This is a genomic window from Paraburkholderia sp. NPDC080076, from assembly GCF_050281145.1.
Taxonomy (GTDB): domain Bacteria; phylum Pseudomonadota; class Gammaproteobacteria; order Burkholderiales; family Burkholderiaceae; genus Paraburkholderia.
In genome coordinates, this window is record NZ_JBNNWQ010000004.1 from 1 (window position 1) to 22,239 (window position 22,239).

15 protein-coding genes and 1 pseudogene are annotated in these 22,239 nt (G+C 64.6%); 3 read left to right on the plus strand and 13 right to left on the minus strand.

The window, feature by feature from the left end; translation table 11 throughout:
• From ACQKRQ_RS17050 to rpsB, 9 genes are all read right to left on the minus strand, one after another.
• Positions 1-506: POTRA domain-containing protein (locus ACQKRQ_RS17050; RefSeq protein ID WP_427478376.1), on the minus strand; the 506-nt coding region annotated here is incomplete at its 3' end.
• Positions 507-573: 67 nt separating this feature from the next.
• Entirely contained in the window at positions 574-1,959 is a 1,386-nt protein-coding gene (rseP, locus tag ACQKRQ_RS17055; protein WP_427478378.1) for an RIP metalloprotease RseP, read from the minus strand.
• A gap of 7 nt (positions 1,960-1,966) precedes the next feature.
• Entirely contained in the window at positions 1,967-3,172 is a 1,206-nt protein-coding gene (locus tag ACQKRQ_RS17060; RefSeq protein ID WP_408203916.1) for a 1-deoxy-D-xylulose-5-phosphate reductoisomerase, read from the minus strand.
• 10 nt (positions 3,173-3,182) lie between these two features.
• A complete protein-coding gene (locus tag ACQKRQ_RS17065) occupies positions 3,183-4,004 on the minus strand; it encodes a phosphatidate cytidylyltransferase (RefSeq protein ID WP_132373929.1) in 822 nt (273 codons plus the stop codon).
• On the minus strand, positions 3,998-4,780 hold the full coding sequence (gene uppS, locus ACQKRQ_RS17070) for a polyprenyl diphosphate synthase (RefSeq protein ID WP_011488864.1): 783 nt from the start codon (positions 4,778-4,780) through the stop codon (positions 3,998-4,000). The genes ACQKRQ_RS17065 and uppS overlap by 7 nt, the downstream gene beginning before the upstream one ends.
• Before the next feature lie 65 nt (positions 4,781-4,845).
• Positions 4,846-5,406 carry a ribosome recycling factor gene (gene frr / locus ACQKRQ_RS17075; protein WP_012433445.1) on the minus strand — a complete coding sequence of 187 codons (561 nt, stop codon included), beginning with the start codon at positions 5,404-5,406 and terminating at the stop codon, positions 4,846-4,848.
• A gap of 100 nt (positions 5,407-5,506) precedes the next feature.
• The gene (gene pyrH, locus ACQKRQ_RS17080; protein WP_011488865.1) at positions 5,507-6,220 is read right to left on the minus strand and encodes a UMP kinase; all 714 of its coding nucleotides are present in this window, start codon (positions 6,218-6,220) and stop codon (positions 5,507-5,509) included.
• Positions 6,221-6,441: 221 nt separating this feature from the next.
• On the minus strand, positions 6,442-7,323 hold the full coding sequence (gene tsf / locus ACQKRQ_RS17085; RefSeq protein WP_132373927.1) for a translation elongation factor Ts: 882 nt from the start codon (positions 7,321-7,323) through the stop codon (positions 6,442-6,444).
• 206 nt (positions 7,324-7,529) lie between these two features.
• Positions 7,530-8,282 (minus strand): 30S ribosomal protein S2, encoded by a 753-nt coding sequence (gene rpsB, locus ACQKRQ_RS17090; protein ID WP_132373926.1) that lies wholly within the window; start codon positions 8,280-8,282, stop codon positions 7,530-7,532.
• A gap of 446 nt (positions 8,283-8,728) precedes the next feature.
• Here rpsB and map point away from each other — a divergent pair, with 446 nt between their 5' ends.
• The 3 genes and pseudogenes from map to ACQKRQ_RS17105 all read left to right on the plus strand — a co-directional run.
• Complete coding sequence (map, locus tag ACQKRQ_RS17095) at positions 8,729-9,538, plus strand: type I methionyl aminopeptidase (protein ID WP_427478383.1); 810 nt, start codon at positions 8,729-8,731, stop codon at positions 9,536-9,538.
• Between the two features lie 30 nt (positions 9,539-9,568).
• Positions 9,569-12,148, plus strand: a complete 2,580-nt coding sequence (locus ACQKRQ_RS17100; RefSeq protein WP_427478385.1) for a [protein-PII] uridylyltransferase — start codon at positions 9,569-9,571, stop codon at positions 12,146-12,148.
• A 306-nt stretch (positions 12,149-12,454) separates the two neighbouring features.
• Positions 12,455-14,434 (plus strand): annotated as a pseudogene (locus ACQKRQ_RS17105) (pseudouridine synthase); the annotation flags it as partial.
• Between the two features lie 99 nt (positions 14,435-14,533).
• Here ACQKRQ_RS17105 and def read toward each other — a convergent pair.
• The 4 genes from def to smc all read right to left on the minus strand — a co-directional run bounded on the left by def (position 14,534) and on the right by smc (position 22,238).
• Positions 14,534-15,067, minus strand: coding sequence for a peptide deformylase (gene def, locus ACQKRQ_RS17110; RefSeq protein WP_012433453.1), 534 nt, complete (start codon positions 15,065-15,067; stop codon positions 14,534-14,536).
• Positions 15,064-17,130 carry an NAD-dependent DNA ligase LigA gene (ligA, locus tag ACQKRQ_RS17115; protein WP_427478387.1) on the minus strand — a complete coding sequence of 689 codons (2,067 nt, stop codon included), beginning with the start codon at positions 17,128-17,130 and terminating at the stop codon, positions 15,064-15,066. Before ligA ends, def begins: the two co-directional genes overlap by 4 nt.
• A gap of 190 nt (positions 17,131-17,320) precedes the next feature.
• The gene (locus ACQKRQ_RS17120; protein WP_408175945.1) at positions 17,321-18,613 is read right to left on the minus strand and encodes a cell division protein ZipA C-terminal FtsZ-binding domain-containing protein; all 1,293 of its coding nucleotides are present in this window, start codon (positions 18,611-18,613) and stop codon (positions 17,321-17,323) included.
• A gap of 106 nt (positions 18,614-18,719) precedes the next feature.
• Entirely contained in the window at positions 18,720-22,238 is a 3,519-nt protein-coding gene (gene smc, locus ACQKRQ_RS17125) for a chromosome segregation protein SMC (RefSeq protein WP_427478390.1), read from the minus strand.
• Between the last annotated feature and the right edge of the window lies 1 nt (position 22,239).

The window sequence follows — 22,239 nt, forward strand, 5'->3', positions numbered from 1 at the left end:
ACGCGATTGCGGTCGATCGGCGTGATCGTGGTGGTGACTTCAGCGGCGTAGTAGCCGCGCGTCAGATACTGACGCTTCAGTTCCTGCTCGGCCTTGTCGACCAGCGCCTTGTCGTAGTAACGGCCTTGCGACAAACCCACGGCGCGCAGCGCCTTGGTCAGGTTTTCCTTGTCGAACTCATGAATGCCGGCGAAGTCGATCGTGCCGATGGCCGGACGTTCCAGCACCTGCACGATGACGACGTTGCCTTCGGTCGCGATCTTGACGTCGTTGAAGAAGCCCGTGGCATACAGAGCGCGAATGGCTTCCGATGCCTTGTCGTCGCTGAAGGTGTCGCCTTGCTTGATGGGCAGATAGGCGAACACGGTACCAGGTTCGACGCGTTGCAATCCCTCGATCCGGATGTCTTGCACCACGAAGGGCGTCGTTGCGTGAGCAACCAGCCCATGCGCGGCGAATGCCGCGGCTATAACCGTCTTTGGAACAAAGCGATGAGGTTTAAACAACGTGCTTCCCCAGTGTGTATAGCTGCATCAGGTCGGGCGGTCGCCATCGTGAACGCCGCCGAACACTTTAAAAATGGATTAAACGAGCCAGATCGTTGAACAGCGCGATCGCCGACAATGCGACGATGCAGGCGAGACCCGCCCTCTGAAAAACGAGTTGCCAGCGATCGGAGACAACTTTACCGGTCACAGCTTCAACCAAATAATATAACAGATGACCCCCGTCCAATACCGGAATTGGTAACAGGTTCAGTACACCAAGGCTAATACTGACAAGGGCCAGGAACGACAGGAATGCAGAAGGACCTAGACGTGCGCTCTTTCCTGCGTAATCGGCGATCGTCACCGGACCGGAAAGATTTTTCAGCGACGCCTCGCCGACCACCATCCTGCCGAACATGCGCACCGAATACACCGCGAGATCCCACGTGCGGTGCGCACCCAACTGCAAGCTTTCAATCGGACCGTAATGCACATCGATCGACGGCACTTGCGTGGCCAGTTCCGCGCCGATGCGGCCGATCTGCTGACCTGTCGTTTCATCACGCTGTGCCTGCGGCACGATGCTCACGTCTTCGAGCTTGCCCGCCGCCTTGCCGCCACGCTCGACCTGCAGCGTCACCGCTTTGCCGGCGTGCGATTTTACATAAGCGATGAAGGCCGTGGCGTTGTCGGTCGGAATGCCGTCGACGGCACTCAGACGATCACCCGCAGCCAGCCCGGCCTTTTGCGCCGCGCTACCCGGCTGCACACCCGCGACCGTCAGCTTGCCACCGCCCGGCTCGAAACCGAGATGCGACATGAAGTCGTCGTCGACGTCTTTCTCGCCGAGGCCGCGCAGATCGAGCTGGAAATCCGACGTGCCGTGCGCGTCTTTCGCGCTCAGCACGACGCGCTTGTGATCGAATGCCGCACCCAGCAGCTTCCAGCGCAGGTCCGACCAGGAGCGCACGGGCTCGGACTCGCCGGCGTTCTCGGCACGCACGGCCACGATCGTTTCGCCGCCCTCGAAACCGGCAATGGCCGCGGGCGTATTCGGCGCGGGCGCGGCGACCACCGCCGCCGGCTCCGTCACGCCGGTGGCGAAGACGAGCGCGAACAGCACGATGGCCAGCAGGAAGTTCGCGACCGGACCGGCCGCGACAATCGCAAAACGGCGCCACACGGACTGCCGGTTGAACGCATGCGGCAATGCTTCAGCGGGGATCGGCTCGGTGCCGGTCTCGCGCTCGTCGAGCATCTTCACATAGCCGCCGAGCGGCAGCGCGGCAATGGTCCATTCGGTGCCCGTCTTCGGGCTCACCCATTGGAACAGCGGCTTGCCGAAGCCGATCGAAAAACGCAGCACCTTGACGCCGCACAGACGCGCCACGCTGTAATGCCCGTATTCGTGGACGACCACGAGTACGCCAATCGCGACCGCGAAGGCGAGCAGTTCGATCAGCAGGTTCATGTGCGCCTCACTGGACGGCGCGTTCCGTTCGACGAGCGCCGTCGGGCAGACGCGCGATGAATTCGGCAGCGGCGCGACGCGCGGCGGCATCCGCTTCGATCACGTCTTCGAGCGCGTGCGCGCTGCGGTTCGGCAACGCGTTGAGCACCGCGTCGACCACCTGGGCAATCGTCATGAAACCGATCTGGCGCGCGAGGAACGCTTCAACCGCGATTTCGTTCGCGGCGTTCAGGGCCGCGCTCGCGAGGCCTCCCTCAGCCAGTGCCTTCACTGCAAGGGCGAGACACGGAAAGCGCGTGTAATCCGGCTTCTCGAACGAGAGCGACGCGACCTGCAGCAGATCGAGTTGCGCCACGCCCGAATCGACGCGATCCGGAAACGCCAGCGCGTGCGCGATCGGCGTGCGCATGTCGGGATTGCCGAGTTGCGCGAGCACCGAGCCGTCCGCGTACGACACCATTGAGTGGATCACGCTCTGCGGGTGAATCAGCACCTCGATGCGCTCGCCCGGCAAACCGAACAGCCAGTGCGCCTCGATCACTTCGAGGCCCTTGTTCATCATGGTGGCCGAGTCGACCGAAATCTTGCGGCCCATGACCCAGTTCGGATGCTTACAGGCTTCTTCCGGCGTGACGTCGACGAGCGTGGCCGGTTCGCGCGTGCGGAACGGGCCGCCCGACGCGGTCAGAATGATCTTGGAGACGCCGCCGTGCAGCGCGGCTTCGCGCGGCAGGCATTGGAAAATCGCGTTGTGTTCGCTGTCGACCGGCAGCAGCACGGCGCCGTTGTCGCGCACCGCGTCCATGAAGATCGCGCCGGACATGACCAGCGCTTCCTTGTTGGCGAGCAGGATGCGTTTGCCGGCGCGCGCGGCGGCGAGACTCGGCGCAAGACCGGCCGCGCCGACGATTGCCGCGACCACCGTATCGCAGCCGTCGCTCTTCGACACGTCGACGAGCGCCTGCGGTCCGTACGTGACCTCGGTCTTGCAACCCGCTGCGCGCAGTTTCGCCGCGACGCTCGCGGCCGTGTCGGCGTCGCCGACCACCGCGACTTCGGGCTGAAAGCGCAGGCATTGCTCGACGAGCTTGTCGCCGTTGCGATGCGCGGAGAGCGCATAAACCGAAAAACGCTCGGGATGACGCGCGACGACGTCGAGCGTGCTGTCTCCAATCGAGCCCGTGGAACCGAGCAATGTCAGACGTTTTTGCATATCTCTTTCTCTAGCCGAGCAGCAGCATGGCAAGCGGCAGCACCGGCAACAAGGCATCGATGCGGTCGAGCACGCCGCCGTGCCCCGGCAACAGGCCGCTTGAATCCTTCACACCGGCCTGGCGTTTCATCATCGATTCGAACAGGTCGCCCACCACGCTGAATGCCACCAGCAGGGTCAGCGCGAGCAGCGTGCGCACGGCGCCCCAATGCGCCAGCAGCGCAGAATACAGGGTCGGCTCGAACGCATGCAAAAAGACCGCCGCCGCCGCGACGATCATCACCACCAGCCAGCCGCCGATCGCGCCCTCCCAGGTCTTGCCCGGACTGATGGCAGGCGCCAGCTTGTGTTTTCCGAACGCTTTTCCAGAGAAGTATGCGCCGATATCGGCCAGCCATACCAATAGCAGCAGCGACAGCACGAACGGCACGCCCTGCATGCGCGCGGCGACGAGAGCATGCCAGCACGCGACGAATACCACAATGCCGGCAAGAAACAGAAAGGGACGCCAGGCGCCCTGCGCGAGCGTGGGCTTGCGCAGCAGCACGAACGGACCGGCGATCACCCAGAAAATAGCAGCGGCCTGAAATAGCGGCCGCGCCTCTTCGATCCCGGCGCCGAGCCGCGTGCTGGCGACCAGCGCCACCGCGGCCACCAGCGCGTAAATGACCGGGCCCGCGCCGCCCAGCTTGAGCAGGCGCGCCCACTCCCATGCGGCGAACACGACGACAAAGGCGATCAACGCGCCGAATGCGCCCACCGGCGCGAACAACGTGACCGGCAGGAACACCGCCAGCAGGATGATCGCCGTGATGACACGGGTTTTTAGCATGGAAGCGAATCGACGTTTTGCGATTGCGGCTCGAGTTGAGCACTGGTGCGGCCGAAGCGGCGTTCGCGCTCCGCGTACGAAGCGATGGCATGGCCGAGCGCGTCGGCGTCGAAATCCGGCCAGAACGTGTCGGTGAAGTAGAACTCGGTGTAGGCGAGCTGCCACAGCAGGAAGTTGCTGACACGGCGCTCGCCGCCGGTGCGGATGAAGAGATCCGGCTCCGGCGCATAAGCCATGGACAGGTGCTCGGCGAACGATTCCTCGGTCACCTCGACCGCCTTGCCCGCCAGCGCCGACTGTTCGGCGAGCTTGCGGGTGGCCTGCATGATGTCCCAGCGGCCGCCGTAATTCGCGGCGATCGTGAGCGTGAGACGGGTATTGCGCGCGGTCTTGGTTTCCGCGCGCCTGATCAGGTCGCGGATGCGCGTATCGAAGCGGGACAGATCGCCCACCACGCGCAACCGGATGCCGTTCGCGTGCAGCTTGCCGATCTCGCGCTCCAGCGCGGTCACGAACAGGCGCATCAGGAACGACACTTCGTCGTTCGGACGACGCCAATTTTCCGAGCTGAAAGCGAACAGCGTCAGATATTCGACACCCTGACGGGCGCACGCCTCGACGGCCGCGCGCACTGCGTCGACGCCGCGCGTATGGCCCGCCACGCGCGGCAAGCGCCGCTGGGTGGCCCAACGGCCGTTGCCGTCCATGATGATCGCGATATGTCGCGGCACCGCGGCGACATCAGGCACGCGCACGGTTGAGCTGGTATAGGTCATGGCCGTCGGGACAGTGACTGCAAATAAAAGAAGTGGAAACCCTGAAAGTGCTGAGCCGGCCGGCCTCAGACCGTCATGATCTCGGCTTCCTTCGTCACGACGAGTTTGTCGATTTCGGCGACGAACTTGTCCGTCAGCTTCTGAACGTCGTCACCTGCACGACGCTCGTCGTCTTCCGAAATTTCCTTGTCTTTCACGAGCTTTTTCAGTTGCTCGTTGGCGTCACGGCGCAGGTTGCGCACTGCAACCTTGGCCGTTTCCGCTTCGCTCTTGACCACTTTGGTCAGTTCGCGGCGGCGTTCCTCGGTCAGCGCGGGCATCGGTACGCGGATCACGTCGCCTTGCGTGGCCGGGTTCAGACCCAGGTCCGACTCGCGGATCGCCTTTTCGACGACCTGCACCATCTTCTTTTCCCACGGCTGCACGCCGATCGTGCGTGCGTCGATCAGCGTCAGGTTCGCGACTTGCGAAATCGGCACCGGCGAACCGTAGTAGTCGCACTGGATGTGATCGAGCAGGCCCGTGTGCGCACGGCCCGTGCGGATCTTCGACAGGTCGTTCTTGAACGCGTCGATGGAGCGCTGCATCTTTTGTTCAGCGCCCTTCCTGATATCAGCCACAGACATTTTTAAACCTCCGAACCTTCAAAACGGTGCGAGCCGGCCAGCGCGCGCAAGATGCGGCGGCCCGGGCTCGCGCGAAAGCCCACGTTATGTGAACGAGAGTTTACACGTGGACGAGGGTACCCTCGTCCTCGCCTTGTACGATGCGCTTGAGCGCGCCCGGTTTGACGATCGAAAACACCCGGATCGGCAGTTTCTGGTCGCGGCACAGCGCGAACGCCGTGGCGTCCATTACCTGCAGATTGCGGCCGATCGCCTCGTCGAAGCTGATCGTGGTGTAACGCGTCGCGCTCGGGTCCTTCTTCGGGTCGGCGGAATACACGCCGTCCACCTTGGTGGCTTTCAGCACGACTTCCGCGCCGATTTCCGAGCCGCGCAACGCGGCGGCCGTGTCGGTCGTGAAGAACGGGTTGCCGGTGCCGGCCGCGAAAATCACGACTTTGCCTTCTTCGAGCTGGCGAATCGCGCGGGGCCGGATGTACGGCTCGACCACCTGGTCCATGCGCAGCGCCGATTGCACGCGCGCCTCGATGCCGGCGTGGCGCATGGCGTCCTGCAGGGCCAACGCGTTCATCATGGTGGCCAGCATGCCCATGTAGTCGGCCGTGGCGCGGTCCATACCCGCCGCGCCGCCCGCCACGCCGCGGAAAATATTGCCGCCGCCGATCACCACGGCCAACTGCGTTCCGAGACGGACCACTTCGGCCACGTCCGCCACCATTCGTTCGATGGTCGCGCGATTGATGCCAAAGGCATCGTCGCCCATCAGAGCTTCACCGGAGAGTTTGAGCAGGACGCGTTTATAGGCAGTGGGCATAGGGGTATCCAGATCGCGCAGAACAGGGCAACAACAAGGGACTAATGTAGGGGTGAAATGCTGATTCGGGCAAGCGTCGCCAAATTGACGAACCCTGGGGTTCGCCAGCGGCGGCTGCGCGGCGAGGGTCAACCCGCGCGCAGCCTTGCGGCGCTGCCGACCGCGGCAAAGTCTTGCTCCGCCGCGGGTCCAACGATATTGCAGTGAAGCTTGGGTGAGACTTATTGTTGCTTTGCAGCAGCGACTTGAGCGGCGACTTCAGCGGCGAAGTCGTCCTGCTTCTTCTCGATGCCTTCGCCGACCACGAACAGCGCGAACTTCTGCACGCTCGAGTTGCCCGCCTTCAGCATCTGCTCGATCGTCTGCTTGTCGTTCTTAACGAACGTCTGGTTCAGCAGCGATACTTCCTTCAGGTACTTCTGCACGCTGCCGTCGACCATCTTGGCGACGATTTCAGCCGGCTTGCCCGATTCGGCGGCCTTCTGTTCAGCAATGCTGCGTTCCTTGGCGATCAGATCCGCCGGCACGTCTTCCGACGACAGCGACACCGGCTTCATCGCGGCGATGTGCATCGCGACGTCCTTGCCGACCTGCTCGTCCGCGCCGGTGTACTCGACCAGCACGCCGATACGCGTGCCGTGCAGATACGCTGCCAGCTTGTTCGAGGTTTCGAAACGCACGAAACGGCGGATCGACAGGTTTTCACCGATCTTGCCGACCAGTGCCAAGCGCACTGCGTCGACGGTCGAGCCGTCCAGCGGCAGTGCCGCCAGCGCTGCGACGTCAGCCGGGTTTTGCGTGGCGACCAGCTCGGCGACCTGCTTCGAGAAAGCCAGGAAGTCGTCGTTCTTCGAGACGAAGTCGGTTTCGCAGTTCAGTTCGACCAGCGAACCCGCGTTGCCACCGATGAACGATGCGACCACGCCTTCAGCCGTCACGCGCGACGCTGCCTTGCTTGCCTTGTTGCCCAGCTTCACGCGCAGCAGCTCTTCAGCGCGCGCCATGTCGCCGTCGGCTTCCGTCAGCGCCTTCTTGCATTCCATCATCGGCGCGTCGGTCTTTGCGCGCAGTTCTGCAACCATGCTTGCGGTAATTGCCGCCATCATTTGCTCCTTGAGTTCCGTCTGTCACACGCCGCCCGGACTTCGATGCCGGCGGCAAGAATTCGTTTCAGCGTTGACCGTACTTTTTTACGGAGAACGCCTCGGGCACTGCTTCGGACACTGCCGGCAGCGCCCCGCCACAATATCGCGGCTTAAAAAAAGGGGGCCTGTAGAAAGCCCCCTTTTTTGCCGGACACGGGGCAGCTTTACGCTTCCGAGTTGACCTCGACGAACTCGTCGCCGTCGCCACCACGTGCAGCTTGCACCACTTCGTTGACCGCGTTCGCACGGCCTTCGACGATCGCGTCAGCCACGCCAGCCGTGTACAGAGCGACAGCCTTCGAAGCGTCGTCGTTACCCGGGATCACGTAGTCGATGCCTTCCGGCGAGTGGTTCGTGTCGACCACGGCGATGACCGGAATGCCGAGCTTGTTCGCTTCGGTCACGGCAATCTTGTGGTAGCCGACGTCGACCACGAAGATCGCGTCCGGAATGCCGCCCATGTCCTTCACGCCGCCGATCGACTTTTGCAGCTTGGCCATTTCGCGTTCGAACAGCAGCGCTTCCTTCTTGCTCATGCGTTCGGTTTCGCCTGCTTCCAGCGCTGCTTCCATGTCCTTCAGGCGCTTGATCGAGACCTTCAGCGTCTTGAAGTTGGTCAGCATGCCGCCGAGCCAGCGCGCGTTGACGAACGGCATTCCAGCGCGTTGTGCTTCTTCAGCGATCGTGTCGCGCGATTGACGCTTCGTGCCGACGAACAGGATCGTGCCGCGATTGGCTGCCAGTTGACGCGCGTACTTCAGCGCGTCGTTGTACATCGGCAGCGTCTTTTCGAGGTTGATGATGTGAATCTTGTTGCGATGACCGAAAATGAAGGGGGCCATCTTCGGGTTCCAGAAGCGCGTTTGGTGACCGAAGTGGACACCGGCTTCCAGCATTTGACGCATGGTAACTGCCATGAAAATCTCCGCGAGGGTTGGGTCTTAAGCCGGCTGCCGTATCGGCCGCGTCGCCATTAATCTCTCTGGCTGAACGCGGCGGACACCCTGGGTGCGCCGGCTTGCGAGTCTGCTGCCTTGTTGCTTCTGCTTTCGCTTCTGCATTCACCTCATAGCGCAGGCAACCGGCGTTATGAGAAGCCATTCTTGCCGCTTTTTTGTCCACATGGACGAATAAAGTAAGACAGAGATCGACTTAGCCAAAGATTATAGCACGCGACTATTGCGCGACTCAACCTGCCCGGTAGTCCTGCTCACGGCCGCCGGGTTGCACCCGCGCGAGCGCCGCCCGCCTCGAACGAGCCCGCCGGGGAGCCAGTGAAACGCGCCGGCCCCGTCGCAAAAGGCTGCGGCAGCCGGAATATGGTGCGATAATCCCGCAATAAATCGCATTTCAGGCCCGACTCATGGCTATTACGCTCAAAAACGAACACGATATCGCGCAGATGCGCGTCGCCTGCAAACTGGCAAGCGAAGTGCTCGACTACATCACCCCGTTCGTCACGGCCGGCGTCACGACCGGTGAACTCGACCGTCTGTGCCACGAATACATGCTGAAGGAACAGGGCACAGTCCCGGCGCCGCTGAATTATCAGCCGCCCGGCTACCCGCCCTATCCGAAAGCCACCTGCATTTCAGTCAACGACGTGATCTGCCACGGCATTCCCGGCGACAAAACGCTGAAGAACGGCGACGCGCTGAACATCGACGTCACCGTGATCAAGGAAGGCTATTTCGGCGACACCAGCCGTATGTTCATCGTCGGTGAAGGCTCGATCCTGGCCAGGCGCCTCGTCCAGACCACTTTCGAATGCATGTGGCTCGGCATCGACCAGGTGCGCCCGGGCGCGCATCTCGGCGACATCGGCTACGCGATCCAGAAACATGCGGAAGGCCAGGGCTACAGCGTGGTACGCGAATACTGCGGCCACGGCATCGGCACGGTATTCCACGAAGATCCGCAGATCCTGCACTACGGCCGCCCCGGCACCGGGCTCGAATTGCAGACCGGCATGATCTTCACGATCGAGCCGATGATCAACGCCGGCCGCCGCGACATTCGCACCATGCCGGACCAGTGGACCGTCAAGACCAAGGACCGCAGCCTGTCGGCGCAGTGGGAACATACCATCCTCGTCACCGAAACCGGCTACGACGTGCTGACCGTATCCGCCGGCACGCCCGCGCGTCCGCCGGTCGTCGCGGCCACGGCCTGACCGACTTCCGACCTCACCGCCTCCCTGCCAATGAGTAGTGTTCCAGCCGTCGCCCAATCCCCTGCCACGTCGCTCAAGGCGGAGTACAAAGTGGCCAAAGCCCAACTGCTGGAACGCTTCAAGACGGCCACCAACGTCGACGCGTTGATGGCGTCGTTGGCGCGCGCCACGGACGACTCCCTGCGCGCCGCCTGGAACACCTGCGAGTTGCCGCCCGAACTGGCGCTGGTAGCGGTAGGCGGCTACGGGCGCGGCGAACTGGCGCCGCATTCCGACATCGACATTCTGGTCCTGCTGCCCGACGCGCCTATCGAGCATCTCGAAGCGCGCATCGAACGCTTTATCAGCCTCGCCTGGGATTTGGGGCTGGAGCTCGGCAGCAGCGTGCGCAGCGTGTCGCAATGTCTCGAAGAAGCCGCCAACGACGTCACCGTGCGCACCTCGCTGCTCGAGGCACGGCGCATTACCGGCAGCGCCACGCTGTTCGACGACTTCGCGAAGCGTTACCGCGAAGCACTCGACCCGAAGGCCTTCTTCCAGGCCAAAGTGCTGGAAATGCGTCAGCGTCACGCCAAATTCCAGGACACGCCCTACTCGCTCGAACCCAATATCAAGGAAAGCCCGGGCGGCCTGCGCGACCTGCAACTGATCCTGTGGATCACCCAGGCGGCCGATTTCGGCAGCAGCTGGCGCGAACTCGAGGCGCGCGGCCTGATCACCGAGCGCGAGGCGCGCGAACTGCGCCGTAACGAGAGTTTCCTGAAAACGCTGCGCGCCCGGCTGCACGTGATCGCCGGCCGCCGTCAGGACATCATGGTGTTCGATCTGCAAACGGCGGTGGCCGAGAGCTTCGGCTATAAGCCGACCGCCACCAAGCGTGCGAGCGAACAGCTCATGCGCCGCTATTACTGGTCGGCCAAGGCTGTCACGCAGCTCGCCACCATCCTGATCCAGAACATCGAAGCGCAGCTCTTCCCCAGCACGAGCGGCATCACGCGCGTGCTGTCGGACCGCTTCGTCGAAAAGCAGGGCATGCTGGAAATCGCCAGCGACGACGTGTTCCAGCGCGAGCCGAACGCGATCCTCGAGGCCTTCCTGCTGTACGAGCAGACGCCCGGCGTGAAGGGCCTGTCGGCGCGCACGCTGCGCGCGATCTACAACGCCCGCGACGTGATGGACCAGCACTGGCGGCGCGACCCGGAAAACGGCCGCCTCTTCATGGACATCCTGAAGGAGCCGGCCGGCATCACCCACGCGCTGCGTTTGATGAACCAGACCAGCGTGCTGGGGCGCTATCTGCTGAACTTCCGGCGCATCGTCGGACAGATGCAGCACGATCTGTATCACGTCTACACCGTCGACCAGCACATCCTGATGGTGCTGCGCAATCTGCGCCGCTTCGCGGTGGCCGAACACGCGCACGAATATCCGTTTTGCAGCCAGTTGATCGCCAACTTCGACCGGCCGTGGGTGCTGTACGTGGCGGCGCTGTTTCACGATATCGCCAAAGGCCGCGGCGGCGACCATTCCACGCTCGGCATGGCCGACGCGCGGCGCTTCTGCCGCAATCACGGAATCACGGGCGAGGACGGCGAACTGGTGGTGTGGCTGGTCCAGCAACATCTGACCATGAGCCAGGTCGCGCAAAAGCAGGACACGAGCGACCCGGAAGTCATCAAGCGCTTTGCCGAACTGGTCGGCACCGAGCGCCGCCTCACGGCGCTCTATCTGCTGACCGTGGCCGACATTCGCGGCACCAGCCCGAAAGTCTGGAACACGTGGAAAGGCAAGCTGCTGGAAGACCTGTACCGCGCCACGCTCGCCGTGCTCGGCGGCGCGCGGCCGGATGCGCATTCGGAGCTGAAGTCGCGTCAGGAAGAAGCGCTTGCGCTGCTGCGCCTCGAAACCGTGCCGGAAGGCGCGCAAAAGGCGCTATGGGACAAGCTCGACATCGGCTATTTCCTGCGTCACGACGCGGCGGATATCGCGTGGCAAACGCGTGTCTTGTACCGCCACGTGGAAACGCCGACGCCGATCGTGCGGGCCCGTCCGTCGCCGATCGGCGAGGCGCTTCAGGTGCTGGTGTACGTGAAGGATCAGCCGGATCTGTTCGCCGGCATTTGCGCGTATTTCGACCGCAATGGCCTGTCGGTGCTCGATGCGCGGGTCAGCACGACCCGTCACGGGTACGCGCTCGATAATTTCATCGTCGCGCATACCGAAGAAGACGTGCATTATCGCGATATTGCCAATCTGGTCGAACAGGAACTGACCGCCCGCCTCACTGGTGACGGCACCCTGCTTCCGGGACCGTCGAAAGGCCGTTTGTCGCGGCTGTCGCGGACCTTCCCTGTTACCCCGCGCGTCGATCTTCGGGCCGACGAGCGCGGCCAATATTACATCCTGTCCGTGTCGGCGAACGACCGGCCAGGCCTTCTTTATTCGATCGCGCGCGTGCTGGCCGAGCATCGGGTCGGCGTCGCTTCGGCGCGGATCAATACGCTCGGCGAACGCGTCGAAGACGTGTTCCTGCTGGATGGACACGGTCTGTCGGACAACCGCCTGCAAATTCAGGTCGAGACCGAACTGCTGCGCGCGATCGCAGTGTGAGATTTCATGCGAGTCAAATTAACAGCCAAGCACCCGCGGCCGGCTTCGTCCGAACGCGCCCCTGTCCGTACCGGCAGCACGTCGGCGCGTAAGCCGACGCGCCCGGCGGGCCCCAGGCCGGCGACGCCGGGATCGAGCGGGGCGCGGGGTGAAGGCGCTGGCGCGGCGGGCGGCGGCAAGCGGCCGGCGGGCGCCGGCAAACCGGCTGGTTCTGGCGCACGTACTGCGCGTCCTGCAAGGGCTGAAGGATCGTTTTCGCGCGAGCGGGACGCTGGCGGCGCGCATCGCACGGCGTCGGATCGGCCGCCGCGTCGCGAGGGCGCGGGTGGTGCGCCGCGCCGCTTTGAGGGTGGCGGCGATCGTGCGCCGCGTCGGGATGACGGTGAGCGCGCGCCGCGTCGATTTGAAGGTGGTGGTGATCGTAGCGAACGCGCGCCGCGTAAGGCTGAGGGTGAACGGGGTCCGCGCAGGTTTGAAGGTAGTGGCGACCGCGCCCCGCGTCGGGACGCTGGAGAACGCGCACCGCGTCGATTTGAAGGTGGCGCGGATCGTAGCGAACGCGCGCCGCGCAGGGCCGACGGCGAGCGTAGCCAAGGCGCGCCGCGTCGTTTTGAGGGTGGTGCGGACCGTACGGGTAGCGCGCCACGCCGTTTTGAGGGCGCAGGCGATCGCGGTGAACGGGCTCCGCGCCGCTTCGAAGGTGGCGGTGAGCGCGGCGAACGGGCTCCTCGTCGGTTCGAGGGCGGTGGTGACCGCGCCGATCGCGCGCCACGCCGGTTTGAAGGTGCGGCCGATCGAGGTGAACGTGCGCCGCGTCGCTTTGAAGGCGGTGCCGACCGCGGTGACCGCGCGCCGCATCGTGAAGCCGGTAACCGAGCCGAAGGCGCGCCCCGCCGTTTCGAACGCAGCACGGATCGCAGCGAACGCGCTCCGCACGGCTTTGGTGATCGCGCCCCACGCCGCGACGACGGCGAACGCCGTCCGTTCAACGCTGCTCGTCCAGGCGCAGGCCGTCCGTCGGAAGGCGGTCCGCGTGGCGAGCGACCGGAGCGCCGTGAACGCGACGCATCCGACCGACCGCGCTTCGGCAGCGACCGTGGCGCTCCGCAAGAGCGCCGCGCCGGCGAGCGTGGGCCGCGCAGCGACAGCGCGCCGCGCCGTTTCGAAGGCGAGCGCGGTGCGTCCGAACGTGGCGAACGCAGCTTCGCGAAGCCCATCAAAACCGGCTACGGCGACCGCGACCGGGCAGACCGTCCGGCTCGCGCTCCGCGCGACGACCGCGGCGAACGCGCCCCGGCCAAACGCGAATTCGGCGACCGTCCGGCGCGCGGCGCTGAACGCACCGAGCGCACCGACCGTGGCGAACGCCCGGCCCGCAGCTTCGACAAGACGCTGCCGGCCGCCGGCCGTCGCTTCGGCGACGAGCGCCCCGCGCGCGCCGACAAACCGCGCGGCCCGGCCCGAGCCGAACGCGGCAGCGAAACCGATGCCGCTCCGCGCACGCCGCGTCGCGACTATGAAGACGCGCCAGGCACGCTTCGCCTGTCCAAGCTGATGTCCGAACTCGGCCTGTGCTCGCGCCGCGAAGCCGACGAGTGGATCGAAAAAGGCTGGGTGCTGGTGGACGGCGAGCGCATCGACACGCTCGGCACGAAGGTTCGTCCGGACCAGCGCATCGAAATCGACCCCGCCGCCGAAGCCGCGCAAGCGAGCCAGGTGACGGTGCTGATCCACAAGACGGTGGGTTTCGTCTCGGGTCAGGCGGAAGACGGCTATCAGCCGGCCATCACGCTGGTCACGCCGGAGAATCGCTGGGAAGGCGATCGCTCGGACATCCGCTTCTCCGTCTCGCATTTGCGCCAGCTTGCGCCGGCCGGCCGTCTGGATATCGATTCGACGGGCTTGCTGGTGCTGACGCAGGACGGCCGCATCGCCAAGCAACTGATCGGCGGTCATTCCGAGATCGACAAGGAGTATCTGGTGCGCGTGGCGTTCGGCGAGCACACCACGGACGTCGAAAGCCACTTCCCGCCGGAAAGCCTGGCGCTGCTGCGCCACGGCCTGTCGCTCGACGACGTGCCGCTGAAGCCCGCCCAAGTGAGCTGGCAGAACGGCGAGCAGTTGCGTTTCGTGCTGCGCGAAGGCAAGAAACGGCAGATTCGCCGCATGTGCGAACTGGTCGGCCTCGAAGTGATCGGCCTGAAGCGCGTACGCATGGGCAGTGTGATGCTGGGCGCGCTGCCGCCGGGCCAATGGCGCTATCTGGCGCCGGACGAGTCGTTCTGAAGCCGGGCGTCTGAAGACGCTCCGGCGCTTGCAACAAAAAACCCACGCTTTCGCGTGGGTTTTTTATCCCTACATCAAGCCAAAGCAGCGCAAGCCGCCTCAATCGTCGCTATTCGGATCCATATCCGGAAACAGCACTTCGGTGAAGCCGAACTTCGCGAAATCGTTGATCCGCATCGGATACAGCTTGCCGATCAGGTGATCGCACTCATGCTGCACGACGCGCGCGTGAAAGCCCTCTGCGACGCGGTCGATCGGCTTGCCGTATTGATCGAAGCCGTGATACTTGATCATCGAAAACCGGCTCACCGCGCCGCGCAGACCCGGCACCGAGAGGCACCCCTCCCAGCCCTCTTCCATGTCCAGCGAAACCGGCGTGATGGTCGGGTTGATCAGCACCGTTTCCGGCACCGGCGGCGCGTCCGGATAGCGCTCGTTGTGCCCGAAGCCGAAGATCACCACCTGCAGATTGACGCCGATCTGCGGCGCGGCGAGGCCCGCGCCATTGGCGTCGTGCATGGTCTCGAACATGTCTTTGACGAGTTCATGCAACTCGGGCGTGTCGAAGTGATCGACCGGATCGGCAATGCGCAAAAGGCGCGGATCGCCCATCTTGAGAATTTCGCGGATCATAACTGCCCCTCCAGGAGCTTACGCATACCATCTTCGTCGAGTACGGGGACGCCAAGTTCCTCAGCCTTCGCCAACTTGCTGCCCGCGTCGGCTCCCGCCACCACATAGTCGGTTTTCTTCGATACGGAGCCGGCAACTTTCGCGCCGGCCGCTTCCAGCATTTCCTTCGCCTCTTCGCGGGCGAGGCTCGGCAAGGTGCCGGTCAGCACGACCGTCTTGCCGGCCAGCGCGCCTTGCGGCGCCTTGGGCGCGGGCGGCCCTTCCGGCCACGTGACCTTGCCCGGCGCGCGCAACTGCTCGATCACCGTGCGGTTGTGTTCCTCGGCGAAGAACTGATGAATCGACTCGGCGACCACCGGCCCCACGTCGTTGACCTCCAGCAAGGCTTCGACCGAGGCGTCCATGATCGGATCCAGCGAGCCGAAGTGCTTCGCCAGATCCTTCGCCGTCGATTCGCCCACATGCCGGATGCCGAGCGCGTAGATGAAGCGCGCCAACGTGGTGTGCTTGCCCTTCTCGAGCGAGTCGAGCAGATTCTGCGCGGACTTTTCGGCAAAGCGATCGAGTTCGGCGAGCGTCGCAAAACCGAGGTTGAACAGATCGGCAGGCGTGCGCACCAGATTCTGCTCGACCAGTTGGTCGATGATCTTTTCGCCGAGACCATCGATGTCCAGCGCGCGCCGCTGTGCGAAATGCCATAGTGCCTGTTTGCGCTGCGCGGGACAGAACAGCCCACCGGTACAACGCGCGATCGCCTCGTCCGGCAGCCGTTCGATATTCGAGCCGCACACGGGACATTGCGTCGGCATCACGAATTCGCGGGCGTCGGAAGGACGACGGTCGAGCAGCGCGCTCACCACTTCGGGAATCACGTCGCCGGCGCGCCGCACGATCACCGTGTCGCCGATGCGGATATCCTTGCGGCGCACTTCGTCTTCGTTGTGCAGCGTGGCGTTCGTGACCGTCGCGCCGCCGACGAACACCGGCTCCAGCCGCGCCACCGGCGTAATCGCGCCGGTCCGGCCGACCTGCACGTCGATCGCGACGAGCTTGGTCAACGCTTCCTGCGCGGGGAATTTATGCGCCAGCGCAAAGCGCGGCGCGCGCGACACGAAGCCGAGCGCGTCCTGCTCATCGCGCCGGTTGACCTTGTAGACCACGCCGTCGATGTCGTACGGCAGGTTCTCGCGCTTTTCGCCAACGCTGTGAAAAAAGCCCAGCAAACCCTGCGCGCCCTGCACCACCGCCCGTTCGCCGTTCACCGGCAAGCCGAGTTCCTTGTACCAGTCGAGCAGTTCGCTGTGCGTGGCCGGCATCTCCATGCCTTCGAGCACGCCGATTCCGTAAGCGAAAAACGACAGCGGCCGGTGCGCGGTGATCTTCGAATCGAGCTGCCGCAAACTGCCCGCCGCGGCGTTGCGCGGATTGGCGAATTCGCGCTGTTCCGCGGCCCGCTGGCGTTCGTTCAGACGCTCGAAATCGCGCTTGAACATCAGCACTTCGCCGCGCACGTCGAGCACGTGCGGCACGCGTTTGCCCTTGAGCTTGAGTGGAATGGAGCGGATCGTGCGGACGTTTTCGGTGACGTTCTCGCCGGTCGTGCCATCGCCGCGCGTGGAGGCTTGCACGAACGCGCCGTCGACGTAACGCAGCGAGATGGCGAGGCCATCGAATTTCAGCTCGGCCGCGTAGTCGACCGGCACCGGCGGCTCGCTTGCGTTCTTGCCGAGCGCGTCGCCGACGCGCTTGTCGAACGCGACGATGTCTTCATCGGCGAAACCGTTGTTCAGCGACAGCATGGGCTGGTCGTGCACGACCGGCTCGAAGCCGCTCGCCGCCTCGCCGCCCACGCGCTGGGTGGGCGAATCCGGCACGATCAGGTCCGGATGCTCCGTCTCGATACTCTCCAACTCTTTGAACAGCTTGTCGTATTCCGCGTCAGGCAGGTCCGGCTGGTCGAGCACGTAGTACGCGTAGTTAGCGCGTTCGAGTTCCGCGCGCAGCCACGCGGCACGCTCTGCCGGGGCGTTGGTTGCGGGATGTGAGGCGGAGGTTCGGGCCATGCTGTCGGAAGGTTCGTCAGTGAAGTTCAGACATTGGATTATCGCAGGAAGCGTGCCCCTTTACATCGGCCGAATGGCCAGTTTCGACGCGTCGCGCGTCCGGTCGAAAGATGTACGTGAAGGCGCGGCCTGAAACGACAACGGCCGCACATCGTGCGGCCGTCGGAGACACCGGTAAAACGTAAAAAATTTACTGGCTGAACAAACGCCGCGTGGCCGGCGAGCCGGCCGGAATGCCCGCCTGTTCGAGCTTCGCGTAGAGCGTCATCAACTGCTTTTCGATGGCGAGCAAGGCGGTTTCCGGCAGCGGACGGCGGCCGTCGTCGACCACCCGGCCGCCGATGCGCTCGGCCAACGATTTCGCGTAGTCGCACATCAGGCGGAACGGCAGGATGTCTTCATCGGCCACCGGCACGTCGAGCACCAGCGTGATCATCTGACCGCCCTTGTAGGTCAGGTCGTCGCGCAGGAAGTTGGTGTCGCCGAACTGCAGCATGAACACCGGGCTCTGCTTCGCGTCGAGCTTGACGAAACGCGTGCCGTCACGCGACAGCAGCAGGCCGTCTTGCGATGCGACCGCCTGCACGTAGTTGGCGGACCACGGCGCGCCGTCGGAGAGCACGTTGATCGACAACTGCGCGTCGCACTGTGCGGCGAAACCGTCGAGCTCGCGCGCCATGGCCACCGTTTCGAGCATGTCGGGGAATTCCGGCGATGCATCCAGCGCGTCGGCAAACTGCTGCACGCCGGTGACGAACTCGGAAAACTCCAGCTCGTTAAGGGCGCCGCTGCGATTGGCCAGTTGCGCGGCCGCGCGCAGCTCTTCATAGCGCGCGCCGTTTTGCAGCAGCTCCCACGCGCCGCCTTCGAGCTTGCCCTCGATATGCACCGGCTTGCTGCCCGCGCGGCGCAGGCGCTGCGCGAGCGGGATCACCTTGTCGCCCGCGACCGGCCCGTTCAAACGGATCGGCACGATACAGTCGATACGGCGATCGACGATAGCCGGCGGCGCCGACGAGATAGTCGTGGCAGCGGGCAGAATCGGTTCGACCGGCTCGCCGGCCTGGCGGGCGGCTTGCGCCGCCTTACCGGCCCCGGCGGTCTCGCCACTTTCGGCTTCAGCCACGCCCTCGGCTTCCGGATAGCCGTTCGGCGTGGTCGTCTCGGCCTGGATATCGGCCGGCGTGTCGAGCGGCGCCGTTCCAGCCGCCTGGCCGCCGAACGTCGGTTCGACGCGCGCCGCCGCGGTTTGCTCCGCCGCTTCGGCGCCCACCACCGGTTCGCGGCGCGTGGTCGGCCGGGCCGGTTCGATGAACGGGCTCTGCTCCTCCTGATCGTCCCGCGCGAGGTTTTCGGCGGTATCGGCCGGCATCGGCCGCGGCATCTTGCGGCGCACCTTCGCGCTCTGCCACGCGTTGTACACGACCACGCCCCCGACCACCACGGCACCCGCGCCGATCAAACCGAGTGTCAACTCGTCCATGCATGCTCCATCAGCAATTCTTTTATCTGCGCGGCTCTGCGCCCGCTCCACGTGTCGCGCGGCCACCGGCCGCTGCGCTGAACGCGGACACCCGCGAAGGCTTGGTTTAAACGATATTCTGGGCGAAACCGGCAGCCGTTTCCATGTCGACAGCAACAATCCGCGACACGCCCTGCTCCTGCATGGTCACGCCGATCAACTGCTGCGCCATTTCCATCGCGATCTTGTTGTGCGAGATGAACAGGAACTGGGTTTTGTCCGACATCGCCCGCACGAGATTCGCGAAACGTTCCGTGTTGGCGTCGTCGAGCGGCGCGTCCACTTCGTCCAGCAGGCAGAACGGCGCGGGATTCAACTGGAACATCGCGAACACCAGCGCGGTCGCGGTCAGCGCTTTTTCGCCGCCCGACAGCAGGTGAATCGTCGAATTCTTCTTGCCCGGCGGCTGCGCCATCACCTGCACGCCGGCGTCGAGAATTTCGTCGCCGGTCATGATCAGCTTCGCTTGCCCGCCGCCGAACAGGCGCGGGAACAGTTCGCCGAAATGCTGGTTCACCTGGTCGAAGGTGCCTTGCAGGAGCGTGCGCGTTTCGGCGTCGATCTTGCGGATCGCGTCTTCGAGCGTTTCGATTGCGCTGTTCAGGTCGGTCGATTGCGCATCGAGGAACGACTTGCGCTCGGTCGCCGCCTTCAGCTCGTCGAGCGCGGCCATGTTGACCGGACCGAGCGCCGTGATGGCGTTGTTGATGCGCGTGACTTCGCCCTGCAGGTACGACGGCTTCATGTCCGGCGTGAGCTTGGCCTGCAACTCGGCCTCGTCGACACCGGCCGCGGCCAGTTGCTCGATGAACTGCTCGCCGTTCAAACGCGCCGCCTGTTCCTTCAACTGCAATTCGTTGATGCGGTCGCGCAAAGGTTGCAGCGCGCGTTCGGCCATGAGGCGCGTCTCGTCGGCGGCACGCAGCTTGGCGGTCAAATCGTCCAGTTCGAGGCGCGCGGCGTGCAGCGCTTGTTCCTTGACGGCGCGAATATCCAGCGCGTCTTGCAGGCCGGTGTGCGCGGTCTGCTCGTTAATGGTTTCCAGCTCGGCGCGCGCATCTTCCAGCGACGCCGCGACACGCTCGCTCTGTTCGTGCGCGACCTGAATGCTGCGCTTCAGTTCGTCGATGCGGTTCGCCATGTTGCGCGCGGCAAAGCGCGCGTCGGTCGCGGCGCGGTCGAGATCGCGCGCCTGGCCGCGAGCAGCGGTGAGTTGTTCGTCGAGTGCTTCGAACGCCAGTTGATGATCTTCGAAACGCGCCTGCAATTCGGCGAGCTCACCATCATGACGCTCGAAGTTCGCTTCCGACTCCGCCCGCATGGCACGCTGCTCTTCGATCTGCGCGGTGATCTCTTCGAGTTCCTCGCGAATCTGCGTGCTGCGCTGGGTGTAACGCTCATGCGCCTGGGTGAGCTTGAGCACGTCCATTTGCAAGGCATGCACGCGCTGCGTGGCGCGCTCCGCCTGCTGACGCACATCGGTCAGCGCATGGGCGGCTTGCGTGTGAGCGGCTTCGGCGCGGATCGCGGCGGCCTTCGCTTCGTCGGCGAGCAAGGCTTGCGCACGAACCTGACGCGCCAGATTTTCGATTTCCTGCTGACGGGCCAGCATGCCGGCCTGCTCGGAGTCGGCGGCATACAGTTGCACGCCGACGCGCGTCACCACATGCCCTGCCTTGACGACGAACGAGCCACCTTCCGGCAATTGCGAGCGCATGGCGAGCGCCTGCTGCAAATCGTCGGCGACGAACGAGAGGCCGAGCCAGTCGTTCAGAACCGCGCGGATGCCCGCGTCGTCGATTCGCACCAGCGACAGCAGCGGCCGCAATGCAGGCGGCGTCATAGCCGGCTGGCCGGCTACCGGCGGCGCATAAAAGGCGAGCTTGGCGGGCGGCGCATCGGTCGCGAACGCCTTGACCCAGTCGAGGTTCGACACTTCCAGCGCGGCGAGCCGTTCGCGCAGCACGGCCTCGAGCGCGGCTTCCCAACCGGCTTCGACATGCAGCTTCTTCCACAGACGCGGCAGGCCGCCCAATTCGTGCTTCTCGAGCCACGGCTGGATCTTGCCTTCGGTCTGGACGTTTTCCTGCAACTGCTTGAGCGCGGCAAGGCGCGCGTCGAGCTGGTGAATCTGGGCGCTTTCCGTTTGCACGCGCTCCTGCGCGGCGCGGCGTTCGCCGTCGAGCCGCGGCAGCGTTTCCTGCGCGTCGGCCAAACGCGTTTGCGCGTCGTGCAGGATTTCCTCGTGCTCGGCGAGTTGCATGCGCAGGTCTTCGAGCTGCGCTTCGTCGGGGGCGTCGAGACCGCCCGCTTCCGACTTCAAGCGCTCGTGACGCGCCTGCAGTTGCTGTAATTGCTGATCGGCATTGCGCTGATGCGCGGCTTCGAGCTTGAGCGCCTGTTCGGTCTGCGCGATCCCGCCGCGCTCGGCGTTCAACTCCGTTTGCGCATCGCGCCAGCGCGCTTCGAGCGCGGGCATCGCGTCGTGCCTGGCGGCGGCTTCGTCTTCGGCGAGCGCGGCTTTTTCCTCGGCGACGGCCAGTTGTTCCCCGGCGTCCGCGAGATCGTCTTGCGCTTTTTGCGCCTGCGACTGCCATTGCTCACGCTGCGCGTTCAGCGCGGCGATCTGCGCCTGCGCGCGATTGCGCGATTCGACGATGAACTTGATCTCGGCTTCGAGCCGGCTGACTTCCGAATTCGCCTCGTAGAGCGCGCCTTGCGCGCCCTGCATCGCGTCGCTGGCGGAGTAATGCGCGACGCGCAGCGTTTCAAGTTGCGCTTCGACTTCGCGCAGCTTCGCGGTGTGCGCTTCGAGGTCGATCTGGGCCTGCTCGATCGCGCGTTGCTGGCGTTCCTGCTCGCCGCCGGCTTCGTTCTTGCGCAACAGCCACAGAAGACGCTGCTTCTCTTCGCCGTCGGCCTGCAGTTCTTTGTAGCGCGTGGCGACCACGGCCTGCGCTTCCAGCTTCTCGAGGTTCGCGCCCAGTTCGCGGACGATATCCTCGACCCGCGTCAGATTTTCGCGCGTGTCGTGCAGACGGTTCTCGGTTTCGCGGCGGCGTTCCTTGTACTTCGACACGCCCGCGGCTTCTTCGAGGAACACGCGCAACTCTTCCGGCTTCGCCTCGATTAGGCGCGCGATCATGCCCTGCCCGATGATCGCGTAAGCACGCGGCCCGAGGCCGGTGCCGAGGAAGATGTCCTGAATGTCGCGGCGGCGCGCCGGCAGATTGTTGATGTAGTAGCTCGAGGTGCCGTCGCGCGTGAGCACGCGCTTCACGGCGATTTCGGCATACTGCCCCCACTGCCCGGCGGCACGGCCGTCGGCGTTGTCGAACACCAGTTCGACGCTGGCGCGGCTACCGGGCTTCCGCGCGGTCGAGCCATTGAAGATCACGTCCTGCATCGACTCGCCGCGCAGCTCTGAGGCGCGCGATTCGCCGAGCACCCAGCGCACGGCGTCGATGATGTTGGACTTGCCGCACCCATTCGGTCCGACCACGCCGACTAGCTGGCCCGGGACCTGGAAATGCGTAGGATCGACGAATGACTTGAAGCCAGCGAGTTTGATCGAGGTCAGACGCACG

Bases quoted from the DNA above. Each gene is read 5' to 3' on its own strand.
- rseP (WP_427478378.1), bottom strand. From the start codon at position 1,959: ATGAACCTGCTGATCGAACTGCTCGCCTTCGCGGTCGCGATTGGCGTA.
- ACQKRQ_RS17060 (WP_408203916.1), bottom strand. From the start codon at position 3,172: ATGCAAAAACGTCTGACATTGCTCGGTTCCACGGGCTCGATTGGAGAC.
- ACQKRQ_RS17065 (WP_132373929.1), bottom strand. From the start codon at position 4,004: ATGCTAAAAACCCGTGTCATCACGGCGATCATCCTGCTGGCGGTGTTC.
- uppS (WP_011488864.1), bottom strand. From the start codon at position 4,780: ATGACCTATACCAGCTCAACCGTGCGCGTGCCTGATGTCGCCGCGGTG.
- frr (WP_012433445.1), bottom strand. From the start codon at position 5,406: ATGTCTGTGGCTGATATCAGGAAGGGCGCTGAACAAAAGATGCAGCGC.
- pyrH (WP_011488865.1), bottom strand. From the start codon at position 6,220: ATGCCCACTGCCTATAAACGCGTCCTGCTCAAACTCTCCGGTGAAGCT.
- tsf (WP_132373927.1), bottom strand. From the start codon at position 7,323: ATGGCGGCAATTACCGCAAGCATGGTTGCAGAACTGCGCGCAAAGACC.
- rpsB (WP_132373926.1), bottom strand. From the start codon at position 8,282: ATGGCAGTTACCATGCGTCAAATGCTGGAAGCCGGTGTCCACTTCGGT.
- map (WP_427478383.1), top strand. From the start codon at position 8,729: ATGGCTATTACGCTCAAAAACGAACACGATATCGCGCAGATGCGCGTC.
- ACQKRQ_RS17100 (WP_427478385.1), top strand. From the start codon at position 9,569: ATGAGTAGTGTTCCAGCCGTCGCCCAATCCCCTGCCACGTCGCTCAAG.
- def (WP_012433453.1), bottom strand. From the start codon at position 15,067: ATGATCCGCGAAATTCTCAAGATGGGCGATCCGCGCCTTTTGCGCATT.
- ligA (WP_427478387.1), bottom strand. From the start codon at position 17,130: ATGGCCCGAACCTCCGCCTCACATCCCGCAACCAACGCCCCGGCAGAG.
- ACQKRQ_RS17120 (WP_408175945.1), bottom strand. From the start codon at position 18,613: ATGGACGAGTTGACACTCGGTTTGATCGGCGCGGGTGCCGTGGTGGTC.